Here is a 17,342-nt window from a genome sequence, read left to right as displayed (position 1 = left end):
AACGAAGAAGCCGATGGCCGTGGCCATCATGGGCCCGACCGCGTCCGGCAAGACCGCGGCGGCGCTGGCGATCGCGAAGACGCGTCCGGTGGAGATCATCTCGGTCGACTCGGCCCTGGTGTATCGCGAGATGGACATCGGCACTGCCAAGCCTTCTGCGGAAGAACTGGCGGCCGTGCCGCACCACCTGATCGACATCATCGACCCGTTGGAGGCGTATTCGGTGATGCAGTTCCGCGAGGATGCGATCCGCCTGGTGGGCGAGATCGCGGCGCGCGGCGCGCTGCCGCTGCTGGTCGGCGGCACCATGATGTATTTTAAAGGGCTGACCGACAGCCTGGACGATCTGCCGACCGCCGACCAGGCCGTGCGCGCCGCCATCGAAGAAGACGCGGCGCGCATCGGCTGGCCCGCCATGCATGCGCGCCTCGCCGTGCTGGACCCGGTCACCGCCGAGCGCCTGAAGCCGAACGACGCGCAGCGCATCAACCGCGCGCTCGAGATCATCCAGCTGACCGGCCAGCCGATGTCGGAACTGCTGGGCAAGCGCGAGAAGCCCGAGCTGCCCTTCGACCTGGTGTCCTTCGCGCTGGAACCATCGGACCGCGCGGTGCTCCATCAACGGATCGCACAGCGTTTCGACGGGATGCTGGGCACGCGCGACGACGAGGGGCTGGTGGCGGAAGTGGCGCGGCTGCGGGCGCGCGGCGACCTGTCGCCGACCCTGCCCTCGATGCGCTGCGTCGGTTATCGCCAGACCTGGGATTACCTGGACGGCACGATCGGCCGGGAACAGCTGCGCGAACTGGGCATCATCGCCACGCGCCAGCTGGCCAAGCGCCAGATCACCTGGCTGCGCGCGATGCCGGAGCGGATCGTGATAGACTGCCTCGGTACGGACCCGACACGGACGCTGCTCGACCAGTTGTCCGCGTTGGAAAAATGACATCGGCGCGAGATTTTTGCGCAAGGGAACAGTGTCCAGCCTTGACAGGCGTCGCGCTGGCCCCGATAATGCCTGCCGTTGCGGTGATATAGCTCAGCTGGTTAGAGCACAGCACTCATAATGCTGGGGTCGGTGGTTCAAGTCCACCTATCACCACCACAGAATTCCAAACGGATGGCTTGGCTCTCGCAGTCAGGCCATTTTGTTTTACCGCGCAAGTACGAGTTTCGGTGATATAGCTCAGCTGGTTAGAGCACAGCACTCATAATGCTGGGGTCGGTGGTTCAAGTCCACCTATCACCACCAGGATAAAACGGCGAGATCTGCGATCTCGCCGTTTTCATTTCAGCGCTCCTTATCCTGTCGCCGCCCCATGCGCACGCTTGACGCCCGGGAGCGTCTTATCACCATAGCAAGAACCTCTTCGCGGTGACATCCGGTCGATTCGGCACGACAACGTCATTGAATCCTTTGCGGTCGAACTTCTCCAGCAATTCGTCCGTGCCAAGACGCAACTTGAACGCCATCTCATTGGCATGAAGCGGCACCACTGAAAAGAAGGTGATTGTTTTCACCCCGGGTATGCCGAGGACATGAAAGCTTTCCGGAACGCTCACCGAAGGGAGAACGATCGCGCCGGAGAACGCGGTATTGGCGGCGTAGGGCTCCGCCGGGTCGCCATTCGGAATGGTATGGCCATAGCCCAGCCACGTCTGGTATTTGTGCGGGAGACGTGCAAGCTGCTTGAGCAGCCGGACCGGCCAATACCAGCATTCGTCGTCGAACGAGGACTGGTCGGTTTTCCAGTCGGCGGGAAGCGTCATCAACAGCTCGACGTATTTCGGCGCGTCCGACTCGTCTGGCGTGCTCATCGGCAAATCGCTCATGCCGGACGTGACTAACCGGGTATAGGGGAATTCTGCTGTGGGTTTGACGATATGGACATCGATATGGACAGTGTCCGACACCAGCTCGTGGAAGACGGCGTCCACCGGTCCGAGATGCTTTTCGATGTGGTCCGATATCTGCCGAATGAATTCCTCGCCTTGCGGCGTACTCCACGGCGCAGGATCGTCATGTCTGTAGATGGGATGACCGCTTAGTGAAACAACATCAGCGGTTTGCTTCGGCTTCTCTGCTTCCATGGCTTCCTTTTCGCGGTCGTCGCTACCTGTGATACCAATCCCGCGGTTCTTCAAAAATATCCGAGTTGTACGGATACAGGTCCGCGTTCACGTGCTCATACTTGAACCGGACATTGAATTCCGGGTTCGACATCGAAAAACATTTATCGGAATGGAAAGAAGCGACCACGTCGGGCGCTTCTTCCCATGTTCCTGTCATCGAGATCTCAAACAAGGAGTGAAACGACAGCCGAAGCTGGGCGCTGTCGCACCCTCGTGCAATCCACCTGGCTGGGCTGCCGGATGGAAGCGAGGGAAAATTCAAACTGATATACATGGCGCCAGCATCGAGGACGAACTGCGCCAGGACCAGCTTGTCCAGCGCAGGAACCTCTCCGCCAAAGATGTTATTCAATGCGAGGCGATTATCCAGGTAGTCGATCCAGCTCGACGGGTCTTTGCTCATGACTCGGACATTCCGGGTATGGTCAGTGCTGGATGGCCCGACTGCGCGTCGGCCTTCAGCGCAAGATAGGTCCAGATACCGCCGAGCAGGTCGATCACGCCGAACAGCGCGAGCATGGGGCTGCCCAGCTCCAGAACAGCAAAGGCGGTCAACGCAATGAAGACGCCGAAGCGGGTATAGACCGAGGCCTCGAGAAACGGCCGCAGCTCATGCTTGGCCGCAACCCAGCAATAGACCCCCAGCATGAAAACGATCACGCCGACAACGCGGATCCAGACTTCGGCGGTGGCTGGAATGCCGAACAGCGACAGCAGGACGTTGGGCGCGACCACCAGCACGGGCCCGAGGATGAACAGGTAGACGGCGAAGACCCTGGCAGTGAAGGCGGCCTTGGACATGGTTTCCTCTCGCGTGGATGTACTGATCGGCAATCTTGCCGACTCTAGCATGCGCCACGCCCGGTATCCACGTCCACGTCCGCCGCATAATCCGCCCCCACGCGCCGCAACGAAAAAGCCCGGCTCGCTGGAACCGGGCTTTTCATGAGAAGCGCAAGAATCAGTGCTTCTTGCCGCCACCCGAGACCTTGTTCTCGGTGGCCCAGGCGCGCCGTTCGGCTTCCTTCTTGCCGACGCCCTTCTTCTCGTACCCTTCTTCGATGTGCTTGACCTGGCGCTTCTGCTTGTCCGTGTAGGACGATTTATCACCTTGAGGCATGATGATTCTCCTTGATTGGTGGGTTGGTCCACGCAAATCAGCCTACGCCTCCGCCCGTTCTCGCAACGTTCGCTACCTCACGCAAGCCAGCGTTCTACTCATCCGTAAACGACTCGTCCAGCGCATAGTCGCCGCGCGCCAGGCCCGCCAGCACGTCGGCCGACTGCTGCAGAAAGTCCGACGGCACCAGGATGCGCACCCCGCCCAGCGCCGGCGCCAGCAGCAGGTCCGCCTGCATCAGGTGGGCGTCGGCCAGGACGGCCGGGATGCCGGCGGCGGCCAGGCAGCCTTGCGCCAGGGTGGCCTCCATCGGGATCAGGTATCGGGCGATGATGAACAGGTCGCGGCCCGGGATCTGCACCACGTCCGGGTGCGCCGCCAGCCAGTCGTCCAGTGCGAGTTGCGCCATGGTGCTCTCCTTATCCGAACAATGCGGGCGCCTGCGACAGCAGGTACAGGGTGACCCCGATCAGGCCGCCGACGATGGTGCCGTTGATGCGAATGTACTGCAAGTCCTTGCCGATGTTGAGTTCGATTTGCTCGGACATCTCGCGGTCGTCCCACTGCTTCACGGTGTCGGCGATGTGGCGGGTCAGGAAGCCCGCGAATTCGGGCGCCACGCCGCGCGCGGCCGATTCCAGGTTCTCGCTGAGCGACGCGCGCAGCTGCGGGTCTTCGGCCAGCACCTTGCCGACCCAGGAGCCGGTGGCGACCAGGCGCTGGCGCAGGCTGGAATCCTCGCTTTGCAGGTCCTGTTTGAGCCAGCCTTTCAGTTCGCCCCACAGCGCGCCGAGGTAGCCGTTCAGGGTCTCGTCGCCCAGCAGGTAGCTCTTGATTTCGTCGGCCTTCTGCGCGAATGCGGGATCGCGCTTCAAACGTTCGATGAACTCGGCCGTGAAGGTATCGAAGCGCGCACGCAGCGGGTGGTGGGGGTCGGCCGCCACCTTGTTCAGGATGCCGGACGCCAGCCGCACCGCGAGGTCGGCGCCCTTGCGGCCGATGAGTTCCGAGGGCAGCATCTTTTCGATGAAGGCATAGTCTTCCTTGAGCCAGTCGACGATGCCCTGGCCGATGGTGTCCTGGGTGTCGGCGTTGTCGAGCAGGCGCGCCAGCTGGGTGATGCCTTCGTTGAGCAGCTCCTGGTGGCGGCCGTCGCGGGTCAGGCTTTCGAGGATGGTGCCGGCGGATTTCGACAGGTCGACGCTGCCGACCATCGCGTGCACCGCGCGGCGGATGAAACCCTGCACCGCGCTGTCCTCGATGAAGTCGAGCATCCACACGCCGACCCGCACCAGGTGCTGGCCGAGCAGCTCGGTGTTGGCCGGCTTGACCAGCCACTCGGCCACTTTCTGCACCGGGTCGTGGCGCCGGATCAGGCCCACGATGGAGTCGGTGTCGAGGAATTTTTCGCGTACGAAGAGGGCCAGGTTGTCGGCGATGCGCTCCTTGTTCTTCGGGATGATCTCGGTGTGGCGCACCACGATCGGGATCGGCACGCGCTTGAACAGGGCCACAACGGCGAACCAGTCGGCCAGGGCGCCGACCATGGCGGCTTCGGAAAAGGCGCGCAGCAGGCCGGTCCACCAGTTCTGGGGCAGGAACAGGGTGAGCACGAACAGCGCTGCTGCGCCCACGAAGAATGAGAGGGCGAGCTGCTTGGATTGTCGGAGTTCGACTTCCTTGGTCATCGGGATGGTTGTGTGGGGATCCGTCCACCACCATCCTATATGACTTCGCTGGCACTCAGCGCTTCGATTGACTCTGCCGTAAAGCCCCAGTCGCGCAGGATGGCGTCGCTGTCCTGGCCCGGGCTGGATGGCGGCGCGGGCTCTGGCGGGACGGTGCGCGAAAAGCGCGGCGCCGGCGCCGGCTGGACCACGCCGTCGATCTCCACAAAAGTACGGCGCGCCGCGTTGTGCGCGTGCTGCGGCGCTTCGGCCATGTCCAGCACCGGGGCGAAGCAGACATCGGTCCCTTCCAGCAGGCGGCACCATTCCTCGCGCGTCCGGCTCGCGAACAGCGCGGCGAGGCGCTCTTTCTGCCGCGGCCACTGCGCCTTGTCCCAGCGCTGGGCGAATTCGTCGACTTCCGTCCCGGTCAGCGCCAGCAATTTGGCGAAGAACTGCGGCTCGATCGCGCCGAGCGCAATGAATTTACCGTCGCTGCAGGCATAGCTGTCGTAGAAGGGCGCGCCGCCGTCGAGCAGGTTGGCTTCGCGCTCGTCGCTCCAGGCGCCGAAACCGCGCAGGCCGTACATCATGGCGCCGAGCAGCGCCGCGCCGTCCGTCATGGCGGCGTCCACCACCTGGCCCTGGCCGGAACTGCGCGCCGCCAGCACCGCGCACACCACGCCGAAGGCCAGCATCATGCCGCCGCCACCGAAGTCGCCCACCAGGTTCAGGGGCGGAGCCGGCGCCTCGCCCGTGCGCCCCATCGCGTGCAGCATGCCGGACAGCGCCACGTAGTTGATGTCGTGCCCCGCCGCCTGCGCCAGCGGCCCGTCCTGGCCCCAGCCGGTGACGCGGCCGTAGACCAGTTTCTGGTTGCGCTCCAGGCAGACGTCGGGACCCAGGCCGAGGCGCTCCATGACGCCGGGACGGAAGCCTTCGAGCAGCGCGTCGGCGCGCTCGACCAGGCGCAGCGCGGCCAGGCGCCCGGCCGGCTGCTTGAGGTCGAGGGCGAGCGAGCGCCGTCCGCGCGCCATCACGTCGTGACGCGTGCCCAGCATCGGGTAGGGATTGTCCTCGCCGGGCGCCGCCTTGCGGTCGATGCGGATCACTTCCGCGCCCATGTCGGCCAGCATCATGGCGGCAAAGGGGCAGGGACCGATGCCGACCATCTCGACCACCCGCACGCCTGCCAAAGGTCCTGCCATCGTCATCTCCTTCCCGGGGTTCACAGTGAGCGCGCGATGATCTCTTTCATGATCTCGTTGGCGCCGCCGTAGATGCGCTGCACCCGCGCGTCCACGTACATCTGGGCGATCGGGTATTCCAGCATGTAGCCGTAGCCGCCGAAGAGCTGCAGGCACTGGTCGACGACCTTGCACTGCAGGTCCGAGATCCAGTACTTGGCCATCGAGGCGCGCACGGTGTCCATGCGGCCCGCCAGCATGTCTTCGATGCAGCGGTCGATGAAGATGCGGGCAACCGTGGCCTCGGTCTTGATCTCGGCCAGCACGAAGCGGGTGTTCTGCATCTCGATCAGGGCCTGGCCGAAGGCGCGGCGCGCGCGCGTATGGTCGATCGTCAGCTGCAGGGCGCGTTCGATGGCGGCTACGCCGCACACGCCGAGGATGGTGCGCTCATAGGGCAACTCCGTCATGAGCTGGGCGAAGCCCCTGCCCTCCTCGCCTCCCAGTATGTTCTCCAGCGGCACGTGGGCCTCGTCGAAGAACAGCTCGCAGGTGTCCTGGCCCTTCTGCCCGACCTTCTCCAGGATGCGGCCGACACGAAAGCCCGGATTCTCCTTTGTCTCGAGCAGCAGCAGGGAGACGCCCCTGGCGCCAGCTTGCGGATCGGTCTTCGCCACCACCAGGATCAGGTCGGCCAGGTAGCCGTTCGAGATGAAGGTCTTGGAGCCGCTCACGCGGTAGCCGTCCGCCCCGCGCACGGCGCGGGTAGCGATGCCCTTCAGGTCCGAGCCGGCTCCCGGCTCGCTCATGGCGATCGCCGCGATCATCTCGCCGCTGGCCAAGCGTGGCAGGTACTTGCGCTTCTGCTCCTCGGTGCCCTGGTTCAGCAGGTAGTGCGCGACGATGGCGTGCACGTGGATGCCGAAGGCCGTATCGCCGGCATAGGACAGCTCTTCGAACACCACGGCCATGTGGGCGAAGCCGCCGCCGGCGCCGCCGTAGTCTTCCGGGATGTCGGCCAGCAGCAGGCCCAGCTCGCCGGCCTTGCGCCACACCTCGCGGTCGACGCGCCGCTGCTCGCGCCAGGCCTCCTGGCGCGGCGTGACTTCGCCCGCCACGAAGCGGCGCACCGCGTCGCGGAAGGCGCCCAGCTCTTCGTTCATCCACGGGGACGTCATGTCCATGTCGTCACCCTTTCCGGTACATGGTGACGACGCAGGCGCCGCCCAGGCCCAGGTTGTGCTGCAGCGCCACCTGTGCGTCCGCCACCTGGCGCGCGTCGGCCGTGCCGCGCAGCTGGTGGGTCAGCTCGTAGCACTGCGCCAGGCCGGTCGCGCCGAGCGGGTGACCTTTCGACAGCAGGCCGCCGGACGGGTTGGTGACCACCTTGCCGCCATAGGTGTTGTCGCCCTCGACGATGAACTTGTCGGCGCCGCCTTCCGGGCACAGGCCCAGCGCTTCGTAGGTGATCAACTCGTTGTGCGCGAAGCAGTCGTGCAGCTCGACCACGTCGAGGTCTTCCGGCCCCAGGCCGGACTGCTCGTAGACCTTGCTCGCCGCGGCGCGGCTCATGTCATAGCCGACCAGGCGCATCATGTCGCCGGACTCGAAGGTGTCCGGGCGGTCGGTGGTCATGGCCTGGGCGGCGATGTGGACGTCGCGGCGCAGGCCGTGGCGCTGCGCGAAATCTTCCGACACCAACAGGGCCGCCGCTGCGCCGCAGGTCGGCGGACAGGCCATCAGGCGCGTCATCACGCCGGGCCAGATTTCCGGCGCGTCCAGCACGTCCTGCGCCGTGACCTCCTTGCGGAACAGCGCCAGCGGATTGTTCACGGCGTGGCGGCTGGCCTTGGCGCGGATGCGCGCGAAGGCCTCCAGTGGCGTGCCGTACTTCTCCATGTGCGCCAGGCCCGCGCCGCCGAAGTAGCGCAGCGCCAGTGGGATCTCGGGCTTGCCGACCACGCGGTCGGTGACGGCGTCGAAAGCGTCGAAGGGCGTGGGGCGGTCGGTGAAGATTGAACCGAGGGCGCCGGGGCTCATCTGCTCGAAGCCCAGCACCAGCACGCAGTCGGCCGCGCCGCTGGCCACCGCCTGGCGGCCCAGGAACAGCGCGGTGGAACCCGTCGAGCAGTTGTTGTTGACGTTGACGATGGGGATGCCGCTCATGCCGACCGCATACAGGGCCTTCTGGCCGCTGGTGGAATCGCCGTAGACGTAGCCGGCATAGGCCTGCTCGACCAGGTCCCACGCGATCCCCGCATCCTCCAACGCCGCGCGCGCCGCCTGCGCGCCCATCTCGTGATAGGGGCGGCTCGCGCCCGGCTTGGCGAAGGGGATCATCCCGACGCCGCTCACGACCACCTTGTTCATGCTGTCTCCTCGTTTTAGGTCGCGCGACCTAGTTATCGCTCGATTCTTGCATGCCGATGCGATAATCGCAACATGACACCGCTTAACGACAGCGCGCTGCGCAACAAGCCTTCGCTGACCACCGAAAAAGGCCTCGGCCGCGCCCACGCCATCCTGCAGGCCGCGCGCGCCCTGCTCGCCGCCGAAGGCTACGCCGGCCTGTCGATGCGGCGCGTGGCCCAGGATGCCGGCATGAGCCTGTCCAACGTCCAGCACTACTACGGCAGCAAGGAGCGCCTGCTCGAAGCGCTGCTGCTCACCACGATGGACGAATTCCAGGCCAAGATGGACCGCATCGCGGTGGCGATGGCGGGCCGGCCGCAGGTCGAGCGCTTCCTCAGCACGATCGACATGTTCCTGGACGAGATCACGGAACCCGTCACGCATGCGATCTTCTTCGAAATCTGGGCGCTGGCCTCGCGCCACCCCTTCGCTTCCGACCTGATGGGCAGGATGATGGCGCGCGAGCGCAAGGCCGTATATGGCCTGATCCGCGGGCTGAACCCGGCCATCGACGACGAGGAAGCGATGCAGCGCGCGGTGCTGATCGTGGCCCAGGTCGAGGGCCTGATGCTGTTTCGCCCGGACCGCCGCGCGCGCCCCGCGCAATTCGCCGCCATGCGCGCATCGGTGCACAAAGTGCTGTTATCGCTCGCGACCGTGCCGTGAATTGGCGTTAACTTTTTCCCGGCAGGGAGCGTCGGTACTTTATACTCGTGGCGTTAACAACCTGTCACGGAGGCCGCACGGATGCACCATGAACTCAGCCTGATCACCACCATCGCCGCCGCACTGGGCCTCGGCCTCGTGTTCGGCATGCTCGCCATACGCCTTCGACTGCCCGCGCTGGTCGGCTACCTCGCCGCCGGCGTCCTGATCGGCCCCGCCACACCGGGCTTCGTCGCCGACGTGCAGCTAGCGTCCCAACTGGCGGAAATCGGTGTGATGCTGCTGATGTTCGGCGTCGGCCTGCACTTCTCGCTCGGCGACCTGCTCGACGTGAAGAAGATCGCCCTGCCCGGCGCGCTGCTGCAGATCACGGTGGCGACGCTCATGGGCATGGGGCTGGCGCATTGGTGGGGCTGGGGATTGGGCGCGGGCCTGGTGTTCGGCCTGGCGCTGTCGGTCGCGAGCACCGTGGTGCTGCTGCGCGCGCTGGAAGCGCGCGGCGTGCTCGACTCGATGAACGGCCGTATCGCGGTCGGCTGGCTGGTGGTCGAGGACCTGGTGATGGTGCTGGTGCTGGTGATGCTGCCGGCGCTGGCCGGCCCGCTGGGCGGCAAGGGCGATGCCGGCGCCGAGCTGTGGCCGTCGCTGGGCAAGACCCTGCTGCAGGTGGGCGCCTTCGTCGCCTTCATGCTGATCGTCGGCCGCAAAGTGTTCCCGTGGTTCCTGTGGCGCGTGGCCAAGACCGGCTCGCGCGAGCTGTTCACCCTGTCGGTGATCGCGGCGGCGGTCGGCATCGCCTACGGTTCCTCGCACCTGTTCGGGGTGTCGTTCGCGCTGGGCGCCTTCTTCGCGGGCATGGTGCTGCGCGAATCGGAACTGAGCCACCGCGCGGCCGAAGAGTCGCTGCCGCTGCGCGACGCGTTCTCGGTGCTGTTCTTCGTCTCGGTCGGCATGCTGTTCGATCCGATGGTGGTCATCAACTATCCGCTGCAGGTGCTGGCGGTGGTAGCGATCATCCTGGTCGGCAAATCGATCGCCGCCTTCGTGCTGGTGATCGCGCTGCGCTACCCGATCAACACCGCGGTCACGGTCTCGGCCTCGCTGGCGCAGATCGGCGAATTCTCCTTCATCCTGGTAGCGCTGGGCATGCAGCTCGAGTTGCTGCCGGCGCTGGGCCAGAACCTGATCCTGGCCGGCGCCATCATCTCGATCGCCGTCAACCCGCTGATGTTCAGCCTCGGCGCGCCGCTGGAAAAATGGCTGAAATCGAAGCCAGAGCTGGCGCGCAAACTCGAACGCCCGGCCGACCCGCTGGCCGAGCTGCCGATGGAAACCGCGCACGAAAAGCTCAGCGGCCAGGTGGTGCTGGTCGGCTTCGGCCGCGTCGGCCGCCGCATGGCCGACGACCTGATGGCGCGCGGCGTGCACTTCGTGGTGGCGGAACAGAACCGCGAGATCGTCGAACAGCTGCGGGCCAAGGGCATTCCCGCGGTGGCGGGCAATGCGGCGGAGCCGGCGGTGCTGATCCAGGCGCACATCACGCACGCGGCCTTGCTCGTGATCGCGACGCCGGACACCTTCCACGTGCGGCGCATGGTGGAGATCGCGCGCATGCTCAATCCGGCGGTGAAGGTGGTGGTGCGCAGCCACAACGAAGGCGAGGCGGCGCTGCTGCGCCAGGAGACGGGCGGCAAGGTGTTCGTGGGCGAGCAGGAGCTGGCGGCGAGCATGTCGCGGCATGTGCTGGAGACGCTGAAGGAAAGCGCCGCGGCGCACTGACCGAAGCCCGCGACCTGCTCTATACCCATACCGTTACCAACGTCATGCGCGCCACTGGCGCCCATGACTCCCGGCGCAGGCCGGGACCCAATTTCCTTCGCATCCTACCAACGCTTGCGTGCACCTGCTAACGTGACGCGACGATATTGGGCTCCGGCCTTCGCCGGAGCGACGGTCTTCAAGCTAACAATCTTGTTTCACGTCCGCGCAGCGCAGCGCACGCAAAAAAAACCCGCCGGCTTGCGCGCGGCGGGGTTAAGAACAGCAAGGAAAAAACGGTCAGTATTTAAGCGGCGGCTTCTTCGACGCACAGCTTCAGGTTGGCGTGGCGCCCATGCAGCTGCGAGTAGATCATCTCGCTGCGCTCTTCCAGCAGGGCGAACACCGCATCCTTGGACAGCACGTACTCGTCCATCAGGGTGTCCTTCAGCGATTCGATCACCAGCTTGTAGTCGTGGATCGCGTTCAGGGTGTAGCTGTACAGCTCATCGGCCTTTTCTTCCACCAGGCGCAGCGTGTGTTCGCCGCCGACTTCCTTCGACAGCTGCGAATAATCCAGCTTCGAACGCGAGTACATCGACAGGCGGCTGACCATCAGGTTCAGCATCTTGGTGATCTTCTCGATGTCGTTCTGGCTGCCGACCGAAATGCCGCGGGCGCCGTAGAACAGTTCTTCCGCCGCCACGCCGCCGTACAGGCCGACGACATCGCGCTCCAGCTCTTCCAGGGTGCGCAGCGACATGTCTTCGCCCGACTGCAGCACGTAGCCCAGGGCGCCGATCTTCGACACCGCTTCGGTCGAGATCTTCAGCAGGTGCGACTTTTCCTTCACTTCGGCCAGGCTCAGGCCCTGGCGCAGCCAGGGATCGATCTGCATGAAGAAGTGACCCAGTTCGTGCAGGGCGATGCGCTCGCGCTGCTTGGTTTTTTCGGCGGTCGTCGCGCGGTCGGTCAGGCCGATGGTGGCGCGTTCGTAGGCACGGAACAGCAGGTTGGTGTTGATGATCGCCTTTTCCTGGATCGACAGCATCGAGGCGCGTTCGACCACGGTTTCCAGCAGGGCCGGGCTCAGGTTCTGGGTGATCTCGGCCACCTGGTCCAGGTTGGTGTCGGTCCAGTCCACCAGGCCGTCCTTCTTGCGGGCCAGGAAGCTGCGCAGCAGTTCCTTGCGCTCGCCCTTGTTCGGCAGGCGGAAGTTGATCTTGACCGAGAAGCGGCGCAGCATCGCTTCGTCCATCTCGGTGTTCGAGTCGTCGAAGTTCGAGGCAACGACCCAGATCACGCCCTGGCCCTTGTCGCTCTTCACGCCGTCCAGCAGGCCCAGCAGGGTGTTGGCGGTGTCGTCTTCCCACTTCTTTTCGCTGCGGCCGCGCGGCATGAACAGGCTTTGCGCTTCGTCCAGGAAGATGATGCACTTGCCCTTGGCGCAGGCTTTCTTGTACAGCGCGTTCAGCGCTTTCGAGCCGCCGCCGACGTAGCCCGATTCCAGGGCCGAGCCCGAGGCCGAGATCAGCGGCATGTCGAGGCGCTTGGCCAGGTAGCCGACCAGCTTGGTCTTGCCGGTGCCGGCGGGGCCGGTCAGCATCACGTTGAAGGGCTTGTCGATGTTGTGCGACTGGTATTCGTCGCGGTTGCGGATCATGTCTTCCAGGTGCAGCACTTCCTGCTTGATGTCTTCCATGCCGATCAGGTCGTCCATGCTGCCCTTGAGCTTGTCCGGGGTGATGAGCGAGGCGCCGGCCGTGTTCATGCCCGGCAGGCCGAATTTGAGCAGGTAGAGCACCAGCAGCACCAGGCCGATCTGCAGGCCGTAGTTCTTGAAGAAAGTGCCGGTCTTGTCGAGGAAGCTTTCGCCCTCGTCCATGACGGCCTTGTGGCTGGCCAGGTAGTCGTCCTTGGCGATCGAATACGGAATCGCGTTCTTCAGCAGCACTTCGCGCTCGAGCGACAGGTGCGAGGTGCTCGGCACCTTTACCACGTGGATGCTGGCGGCGTCCTTGAATTTATAGACGTAGCGCGGCGACTCCGACAGCGGCTTGGCGATCAGGAGGTATTCGAGGCGCGCCTTCTGGGCGGCCAGTTCGGTGATCTCGGCAATGTTTTGCGACTGCACGACCGGCGCCGGGTCCTGGCTCACGGTCGACTTCCAGATTGTCACGGCTGCAATCACGCCGAACAGCGCTGCGAGCGCCAGACGGACGTAAACGCTCTTGAACGCGTTCTTGAAAGCAACTTGCAATTGGGAGAAATTCGGCATGGTTGATCTCTGGCTTGGGTTGGAACGGCGACGCTACGACGATGCTGCTGCTGGGTGCCGTGCCGGCGTGGTCTGCGCGGGATCGGCTGCGGCGCGTGGGCCGCTCTGGAGTCCAAACGTGCACGTTTGGTATTGTTTTGATGCCCGAAGGCAATAGGAATATGGAGACTATACCCGCAAAAAAAACCGAGGTGTATACCGTGCGACGAAAAAAATGCCGATTACTCCGATAGTGAAAACAACGATAATGATTTTGCTTGTCAGACTGTCAGGAAATATTATTGGAGTAGTAAAAGAATTCGCATTACTTATTCAAATGCCATTACAAAGTATTCTTACGCTTGCCATAATGTCAGCCATGGGCGAGGCTATTTTGCGACAGTGAAAGATGTGTTTGTGTGAGCTCAACAGTAGGCATCTTTGTGCATAGTGTTGAGATCTTTGCGCAACTCATCCTTTCAATTGAACGCATCCATTCACGCAGTTTTGCTATGCTGATTCCGACATTGGGTTCGCCCTTTCCTACTCTTCAAGAGGAATGGCTATGAAACGATACGCACTGGCAGCAGCGCTTGCATTCTGCCTCGGCAGTCCGGCGCAAGCTTCCCTGATCGACCTCCATACCGGCGCGGCGGCCACCGCCACCCAGCAGCCGGTCCGCAACCTGTCCGTGACCCAGCGCCAGGACGTCGTCACGCCGCCCAGCCACATGTCCGAGCTACCGGAGCCGGAAGTGTTCGCGATGATGCTGCTGGGCCTGGTCCTGATCGGCTACCGGGCGAGCCGCGACAGCAGCGAGAAGTTCAGGTAAGCAGGAATTGAATGAGGCCGGGCGCCCTGCCCGGCCCTGAGGTCGAGGCTTCAGGACGCGCTGCACATGGCGTGCAGCTTCATCAAGGTACTCCAGTTGCGGGACGTGGTCCCGTCTCCCAGTTGCTTGCCGAGCGCCAGCGCCGGCGCGCTGTCCAGCACCCCTTCCGGACACCAGACATAGGCGGCGCGCTCGCCCAGCGCCAGCTGCTCGCAGCCCCAGTCCTGTTCGGCCAGCGCCGCGAGGCGGCCGCGCTGGTCCGGGTCGCCGAGCACGAACACCATCAAGCGCGAATGGTTGTCCGCCACGTCGAGCAAGGGATTGGCGGCCACGATGGCTGCCAGCTCTTCACTGTCCAGCACGAAGACGCGCGCCGCGACGCCCAGCTTGAGCACCAGCGCTTCCTCGATCGCCGCGGCCGCCGCCCCGGCGCTGGTGCCCTCGGCCTGGAACACCACATTACCGCTGTTGAGCAGGCTGCGCACCTGCGTAAAACCCAGGCCCTCGACCAGCTGGCGCAGGTCGGCCATGGCGACGCGCTTGGCGCGTCCAACATTGATTCCTCGCAAGAGGGCGACGTAGCATTGGCTCATGGATCGATGGTAGCCGAGGCGGTTCGGTGATGGCGCTCAGGCCAGGCCCTCGGCGCGCAGGGCGTCCTTCACGGCGGGGATGGCGGCGACGCGCGCGTGGTAGGCCTGCAATACCGGCCAGGCGTCCAGGGTGAAACCGGCGAAGCCGACCCAGTTCAGTACCGTGAACAGGTAAAGGTCGGCGATGTTGAACTGCTCTCCCATCAGGAAGCGCTGGCCCTCGAGCTTGCCGGCCAGGTAGCCGATCGGACGCGCCAGGGCAGTCCAGGCGGCTTCGCGGCCTTCTGGCGTGACGCCGGGCGTGAAGATCGGCGAGAAGCGCTTGTGCAGTTCGGTGGCGATGTAGTTCAGCCATTCCATGACCTGGTAGCGCTCGAAGCTGCCGTGGCTGGGCGCCAGGCCGGATGCCGGCGCCTGGTCGGCGATGTACTGCAGCAGCACCGCCGCCTCGGTCAGCAGCTTGCCGTCGTCGAGTTGCAGCGCCGGCACCGAGCCCTTGTCGTTGATCGTGCGGAAGTCGCCGCCGCCGGCCATCGACTTGCTCTTCAGGCTGACGCGCTCGACCGTGAACGGCAGGCCGGCGATGGTGAGGGCGATGTGCGGGGCGAGCGAGCAGGCGCCCGGGCTGACGTACAGTTTCATGCGAATCCTTTTCAACGATAAATGCGGTGATGACCGCGCGATTGCAAGCGTACAACATTTTTGCGCCGGACTTTGCGGGAACGCCACAGCCTGCACCGTTCATCCTCGTCCATCACATTGCGGTGTTAAGATCGACAGGCTTTACGTACAAGAAACTACGCGGGGAAACAATGAGCGATACCTATGAAATGACGCCGCTGGCCCACCTCTACCCGGGGATGGTGCTGGCCGACGCCGTGATGGACGAACACGGACACGTCCTGCTGGCGGCGGGCGCGGTCCTGAACGAGGCGGCGATCGCGTCGCTGGCGCGGCATGGCGTCGGCGCCGCGCCGGTCCAGCGCGCGGCCCCGCTGGCGGCTCCCGGCGACGCCGAGATCCAGGCCAGGATCGATCACCTGTTCCGCCGCAACGACCGCGACGACCTGGGCGACTGGGCCACCGGCCTGCTGCGCCGCTACGTCGAGGACTATCGCCTGAAACGCGGGGTGGCGCCATGAACGATCTCGACGCCCCCCTGTCGATCGAGGAATTGATTGGCGGCGTGGACGACCTGCCCTCGCTGCCGGACATCGTGATGGAACTGCTCGGCAGCATCGAGCAGGAAGACATCGACACCGCCGTGCTGGCGAAAAAGGTCGCGAGCGACCCCGCCCTGATGGCCAAGACGCTGCGCCTGGCCAACTCCTCGGCCTACGGGCTGCAGGTAAAGGCGACCACGGTCCAGCAAGCCATGACCTTCCTCGGTTACGAAACCATGCGACAATTGATCACGGCCGCAGCGCTGACCGGATGCTTTCCGGCCGGACGCTGCCCCGGCTTCAATGACCGCGCCTTCTGGCGCCACTCGATCGCCACCGCGGCCTGCGCGCGGGTACTGGCGCGGCGGGTGCGCTTCAATCCGGACTACGCCTTCTCGGCCGGCCTGCTGCACGGCATCGGCCGCCTGGTGTTGGTGACCCGCTTTCCCGAACGCTACCAGGCCGTGCTTTCGCTGCGCGACAAGCGCGACTGCGAACTGGCCGAGGCCGAGCGCGCCCTGATGGGGCTGGACCACGTCGACGCCGGCGTGGCGCTGGCCGAGCACTGGCATTTCTCGGATACCATGCGCCAGGCGATCGCCTTCTATCGCCTGCCGGAAGCGCCGGGCGCGGGTTTCCTGGCGACCATCGTGCACGTGGCGAGCGCGGTGGTGCATGCGCTGGACCTGGCCGGCAATCCGGACGAGCTGGTTCCGCGCGTGTCGGCGGTGGCGTGGACGGCGCTGGGATTGTCTGAGGAAGCGTGGCTCGAGGTGTTCCACGAGACCGAGCTGCAGGTCGAGGAGATGGCGGCCATCCTGATGGCCTAAAAAAAACAGCCGACTGATCGGCTTGAGGACGTACTGGCCAAGCTGGCCAAAAAGACGAAAGGCGTCTTGATCTATGTGGGACGCGGCGCCGCCCTTCAGGGCGCGGCGCCGCAGCCCGCTGGTACCGAAGGCATGACCGGCGTTTCCGTCATGCCCACGGCATCAGTGAGCATAATTGCCGGACGAGGACGACTGGTTCTCGTTGGTCGATTGCGGCTGCTGTGGTTGCTGCTGGGCGGCGGCCGCTGCGGCTGCCTGGGCTGCCTTCTCTTCTGGTTTCGGGCGGCCTTGTGCGTCCGACAGGCGGTATTTGGTGCGGCGATCGCCCATCAGGTCGCGCAGGTCGCGGATGCTCATGCCGGTGACTTCATGCATGCGGATCAGCAGCGAAGCGCCGACCGGCAGGCGGTGGTGGCGGATCTTGCTGATGACCGGCGGCGCAACTTCCAGCATGCGCGACAGCGCGGCGTCGTTTTTCAGTTGCATCTTGCCGAGCAGGATATCCAGCAGATGGTTCGGGTTGTAGCTTTCTTGCGATGACAATGCATGGTGCTGTTGTGCCATGATGTTTACCTCTTAAGTTGGTTAAAATAGTTCCCTTACGAACTTTTGTTAAAAGCGACCTCGTCAACATAAGTTCCCCGTCTTCCTTGAGGAAATTAAACAGGTGGTTCCTGAAAATCTCCTTAAAGAAACGTACTGGACCGCATGCCCCTGCGTGCCT

The 17,342-nt window shown here is 64.5% G+C and carries 19 protein-coding genes and 2 tRNA genes; 8 read left to right on the top strand and 13 right to left on the bottom strand.

Going from position 1 to position 17,342, the window contains the following annotated elements:
- Positions 1-13 precede the first annotated feature (13 nt).
- The 3 genes from miaA to LQ564_RS02635 all read left to right on the top strand — a co-directional run bounded on the left by miaA (position 14) and on the right by LQ564_RS02635 (position 1,252).
- Positions 14-946 (top strand): tRNA (adenosine(37)-N6)-dimethylallyltransferase MiaA, encoded by a 933-nt coding sequence (miaA, locus tag LQ564_RS02645; RefSeq protein WP_231056525.1) that lies wholly within the window; start codon positions 14-16, stop codon positions 944-946.
- 82 nt (positions 947-1,028) lie between these two features.
- Positions 1,029-1,105 (top strand) — tRNA-Met (locus LQ564_RS02640).
- 70 nt (positions 1,106-1,175) lie between these two features.
- Positions 1,176-1,252, top strand: a tRNA-Met gene (locus LQ564_RS02635).
- Between the two features lie 98 nt (positions 1,253-1,350).
- Here LQ564_RS02635 and LQ564_RS02630 read toward each other — a convergent pair.
- From LQ564_RS02630 to LQ564_RS02590, 9 genes are all read right to left on the bottom strand, one after another.
- Entirely contained in the window at positions 1,351-2,091 is a 741-nt protein-coding gene (locus LQ564_RS02630) for a suppressor of fused domain protein (protein WP_231056524.1), read from the bottom strand.
- A gap of 22 nt (positions 2,092-2,113) precedes the next feature.
- Entirely contained in the window at positions 2,114-2,536 is a 423-nt protein-coding gene (locus tag LQ564_RS02625) for an Imm50 family immunity protein (RefSeq protein WP_231056523.1), read from the bottom strand.
- Positions 2,533-2,934, bottom strand: coding sequence for a hypothetical protein (locus LQ564_RS02620; protein WP_231056522.1), 402 nt, complete (start codon positions 2,932-2,934; stop codon positions 2,533-2,535). The genes LQ564_RS02625 and LQ564_RS02620 overlap by 4 nt, the downstream gene beginning before the upstream one ends.
- A 160-nt stretch (positions 2,935-3,094) precedes the next feature.
- The gene (locus LQ564_RS02615) at positions 3,095-3,253 is read right to left on the bottom strand and encodes a hypothetical protein (protein ID WP_211524545.1); all 159 of its coding nucleotides are present in this window, start codon (positions 3,251-3,253) and stop codon (positions 3,095-3,097) included.
- A gap of 94 nt (positions 3,254-3,347) precedes the next feature.
- Positions 3,348-3,662, bottom strand: coding sequence for a putative signal transducing protein (locus tag LQ564_RS25790; RefSeq protein WP_269143390.1), 315 nt, complete (start codon positions 3,660-3,662; stop codon positions 3,348-3,350).
- Between the two features lie 10 nt (positions 3,663-3,672).
- Entirely contained in the window at positions 3,673-4,941 is a 1,269-nt protein-coding gene (locus tag LQ564_RS02605; protein ID WP_231056521.1) for a DUF445 domain-containing protein, read from the bottom strand.
- 35 nt (positions 4,942-4,976) lie between these two features.
- The gene (locus tag LQ564_RS02600; protein ID WP_231056520.1) at positions 4,977-6,128 is read right to left on the bottom strand and encodes a CaiB/BaiF CoA transferase family protein; all 1,152 of its coding nucleotides are present in this window, start codon (positions 6,126-6,128) and stop codon (positions 4,977-4,979) included.
- A gap of 20 nt (positions 6,129-6,148) precedes the next feature.
- Positions 6,149-7,285, bottom strand: a complete 1,137-nt coding sequence (locus tag LQ564_RS02595) for an acyl-CoA dehydrogenase family protein (RefSeq protein WP_231056519.1) — start codon at positions 7,283-7,285, stop codon at positions 6,149-6,151.
- Positions 7,286-7,295: 10 nt separating this feature from the next.
- Positions 7,296-8,477 carry a lipid-transfer protein gene (locus tag LQ564_RS02590; protein ID WP_231056518.1) on the bottom strand — a complete coding sequence of 394 codons (1,182 nt, stop codon included), beginning with the start codon at positions 8,475-8,477 and terminating at the stop codon, positions 7,296-7,298.
- A 72-nt stretch (positions 8,478-8,549) separates the two neighbouring features.
- On the opposite strand from LQ564_RS02590, the gene LQ564_RS02585 reads away from it, so the two are divergent.
- Positions 8,550-9,185: a TetR/AcrR family transcriptional regulator gene (locus tag LQ564_RS02585; RefSeq protein WP_231056517.1), complete on the top strand. Its 636-nt coding sequence runs from the start codon at positions 8,550-8,552 to the stop codon at positions 9,183-9,185.
- A gap of 81 nt (positions 9,186-9,266) precedes the next feature.
- A complete protein-coding gene (locus LQ564_RS02580) occupies positions 9,267-10,964 on the top strand; it encodes a cation:proton antiporter domain-containing protein (RefSeq protein WP_231056516.1) in 1,698 nt (565 codons plus the stop codon).
- A 286-nt stretch (positions 10,965-11,250) separates the two neighbouring features.
- Here LQ564_RS02580 and LQ564_RS02575 read toward each other — a convergent pair whose 3' ends face one another.
- Complete coding sequence (locus tag LQ564_RS02575) at positions 11,251-13,221, bottom strand: AAA family ATPase (RefSeq protein WP_231056515.1); 1,971 nt, start codon at positions 13,219-13,221, stop codon at positions 11,251-11,253.
- A gap of 544 nt (positions 13,222-13,765) precedes the next feature.
- Here LQ564_RS02575 and LQ564_RS02570 point away from each other — a divergent pair.
- On the top strand, positions 13,766-14,032 hold the full coding sequence (locus LQ564_RS02570; RefSeq protein WP_231056514.1) for a hypothetical protein: 267 nt from the start codon (positions 13,766-13,768) through the stop codon (positions 14,030-14,032).
- A gap of 50 nt (positions 14,033-14,082) precedes the next feature.
- Here the strand turns inward: LQ564_RS02570 and LQ564_RS02565 are convergent, their stop codons facing one another.
- Positions 14,083-14,625, bottom strand: coding sequence for a DUF1697 domain-containing protein (locus LQ564_RS02565; protein ID WP_231056513.1), 543 nt, complete (start codon positions 14,623-14,625; stop codon positions 14,083-14,085).
- 36 nt (positions 14,626-14,661) lie between these two features.
- Entirely contained in the window at positions 14,662-15,267 is a 606-nt protein-coding gene (gene gstA, locus LQ564_RS02560; protein WP_231056512.1) for a glutathione transferase GstA, read from the bottom strand.
- Between the two features lie 170 nt (positions 15,268-15,437).
- Here gstA and LQ564_RS02555 point away from each other — a divergent pair, with 170 nt between their 5' ends.
- Both LQ564_RS02555 and LQ564_RS02550 read left to right on the top strand, forming a co-directional pair.
- Positions 15,438-15,767: a hypothetical protein gene (locus LQ564_RS02555; protein ID WP_231056511.1), complete on the top strand. Its 330-nt coding sequence runs from the start codon at positions 15,438-15,440 to the stop codon at positions 15,765-15,767.
- On the top strand, positions 15,764-16,618 hold the full coding sequence (locus tag LQ564_RS02550; RefSeq protein WP_231056510.1) for an HDOD domain-containing protein: 855 nt from the start codon (positions 15,764-15,766) through the stop codon (positions 16,616-16,618). Before LQ564_RS02555 ends, LQ564_RS02550 begins: the two co-directional genes overlap by 4 nt.
- 162 nt (positions 16,619-16,780) lie before the next feature.
- Here LQ564_RS02550 and LQ564_RS02545 read toward each other — a convergent pair whose 3' ends face one another.
- A complete protein-coding gene (locus LQ564_RS02545; protein ID WP_231056509.1) occupies positions 16,781-17,182 on the bottom strand; it encodes a hypothetical protein in 402 nt (133 codons plus the stop codon).
- Between the last annotated feature and the right edge of the window lie 160 nt (positions 17,183-17,342).

This window comes from Massilia phyllostachyos (assembly GCF_021044825.1).
GTDB classification, from domain to species: Bacteria; Pseudomonadota; Gammaproteobacteria; order Burkholderiales; family Burkholderiaceae_D; genus Telluria; species Telluria phyllostachyos.
This window is presented reverse-complemented; position numbering and strand designations above follow the sequence as displayed.

What these genes read in the sequence shown, in the direction of transcription:
- LQ564_RS02585 (WP_231056517.1), top strand. Translation starts at nt 8,550, where the DNA reads ATGACACCGCTTAACGACAGCGCGCTGCGCAACAAGCCTTCGCTGACC.
- LQ564_RS02565 (WP_231056513.1), bottom strand. Translation starts at nt 14,625, where the DNA reads ATGAGCCAATGCTACGTCGCCCTCTTGCGAGGAATCAATGTTGGACGC.
- LQ564_RS02555 (WP_231056511.1), top strand. Translation starts at nt 15,438, where the DNA reads ATGAGCGATACCTATGAAATGACGCCGCTGGCCCACCTCTACCCGGGG.
- LQ564_RS02595 (WP_231056519.1), bottom strand. Translation starts at nt 7,285, where the DNA reads ATGACGTCCCCGTGGATGAACGAAGAGCTGGGCGCCTTCCGCGACGCG.
- LQ564_RS25790 (WP_269143390.1), bottom strand. Translation starts at nt 3,662, where the DNA reads ATGGCGCAACTCGCACTGGACGACTGGCTGGCGGCGCACCCGGACGTG.
- LQ564_RS02570 (WP_231056514.1), top strand. Translation starts at nt 13,766, where the DNA reads ATGAAACGATACGCACTGGCAGCAGCGCTTGCATTCTGCCTCGGCAGT.
- LQ564_RS02620 (WP_231056522.1), bottom strand. Translation starts at nt 2,934, where the DNA reads ATGTCCAAGGCCGCCTTCACTGCCAGGGTCTTCGCCGTCTACCTGTTC.
- LQ564_RS02545 (WP_231056509.1), bottom strand. Translation starts at nt 17,182, where the DNA reads ATGGCACAACAGCACCATGCATTGTCATCGCAAGAAAGCTACAACCCG.
- LQ564_RS02625 (WP_231056523.1), bottom strand. Translation starts at nt 2,536, where the DNA reads ATGAGCAAAGACCCGTCGAGCTGGATCGACTACCTGGATAATCGCCTC.
- LQ564_RS02615 (WP_211524545.1), bottom strand. Translation starts at nt 3,253, where the DNA reads ATGCCTCAAGGTGATAAATCGTCCTACACGGACAAGCAGAAGCGCCAG.
- miaA (WP_231056525.1), top strand. Translation starts at nt 14, where the DNA reads ATGGCCGTGGCCATCATGGGCCCGACCGCGTCCGGCAAGACCGCGGCG.
- LQ564_RS02630 (WP_231056524.1), bottom strand. Translation starts at nt 2,091, where the DNA reads ATGGAAGCAGAGAAGCCGAAGCAAACCGCTGATGTTGTTTCACTAAGC.
- LQ564_RS02550 (WP_231056510.1), top strand. Translation starts at nt 15,764, where the DNA reads ATGAACGATCTCGACGCCCCCCTGTCGATCGAGGAATTGATTGGCGGC.
- LQ564_RS02605 (WP_231056521.1), bottom strand. Translation starts at nt 4,941, where the DNA reads ATGACCAAGGAAGTCGAACTCCGACAATCCAAGCAGCTCGCCCTCTCA.
- LQ564_RS02600 (WP_231056520.1), bottom strand. Translation starts at nt 6,128, where the DNA reads ATGGCAGGACCTTTGGCAGGCGTGCGGGTGGTCGAGATGGTCGGCATC.
- LQ564_RS02575 (WP_231056515.1), bottom strand. Translation starts at nt 13,221, where the DNA reads ATGCCGAATTTCTCCCAATTGCAAGTTGCTTTCAAGAACGCGTTCAAG.
- LQ564_RS02590 (WP_231056518.1), bottom strand. Translation starts at nt 8,477, where the DNA reads ATGAACAAGGTGGTCGTGAGCGGCGTCGGGATGATCCCCTTCGCCAAG.
- LQ564_RS02580 (WP_231056516.1), top strand. Translation starts at nt 9,267, where the DNA reads ATGCACCATGAACTCAGCCTGATCACCACCATCGCCGCCGCACTGGGC.
- gstA (WP_231056512.1), bottom strand. Translation starts at nt 15,267, where the DNA reads ATGAAACTGTACGTCAGCCCGGGCGCCTGCTCGCTCGCCCCGCACATC.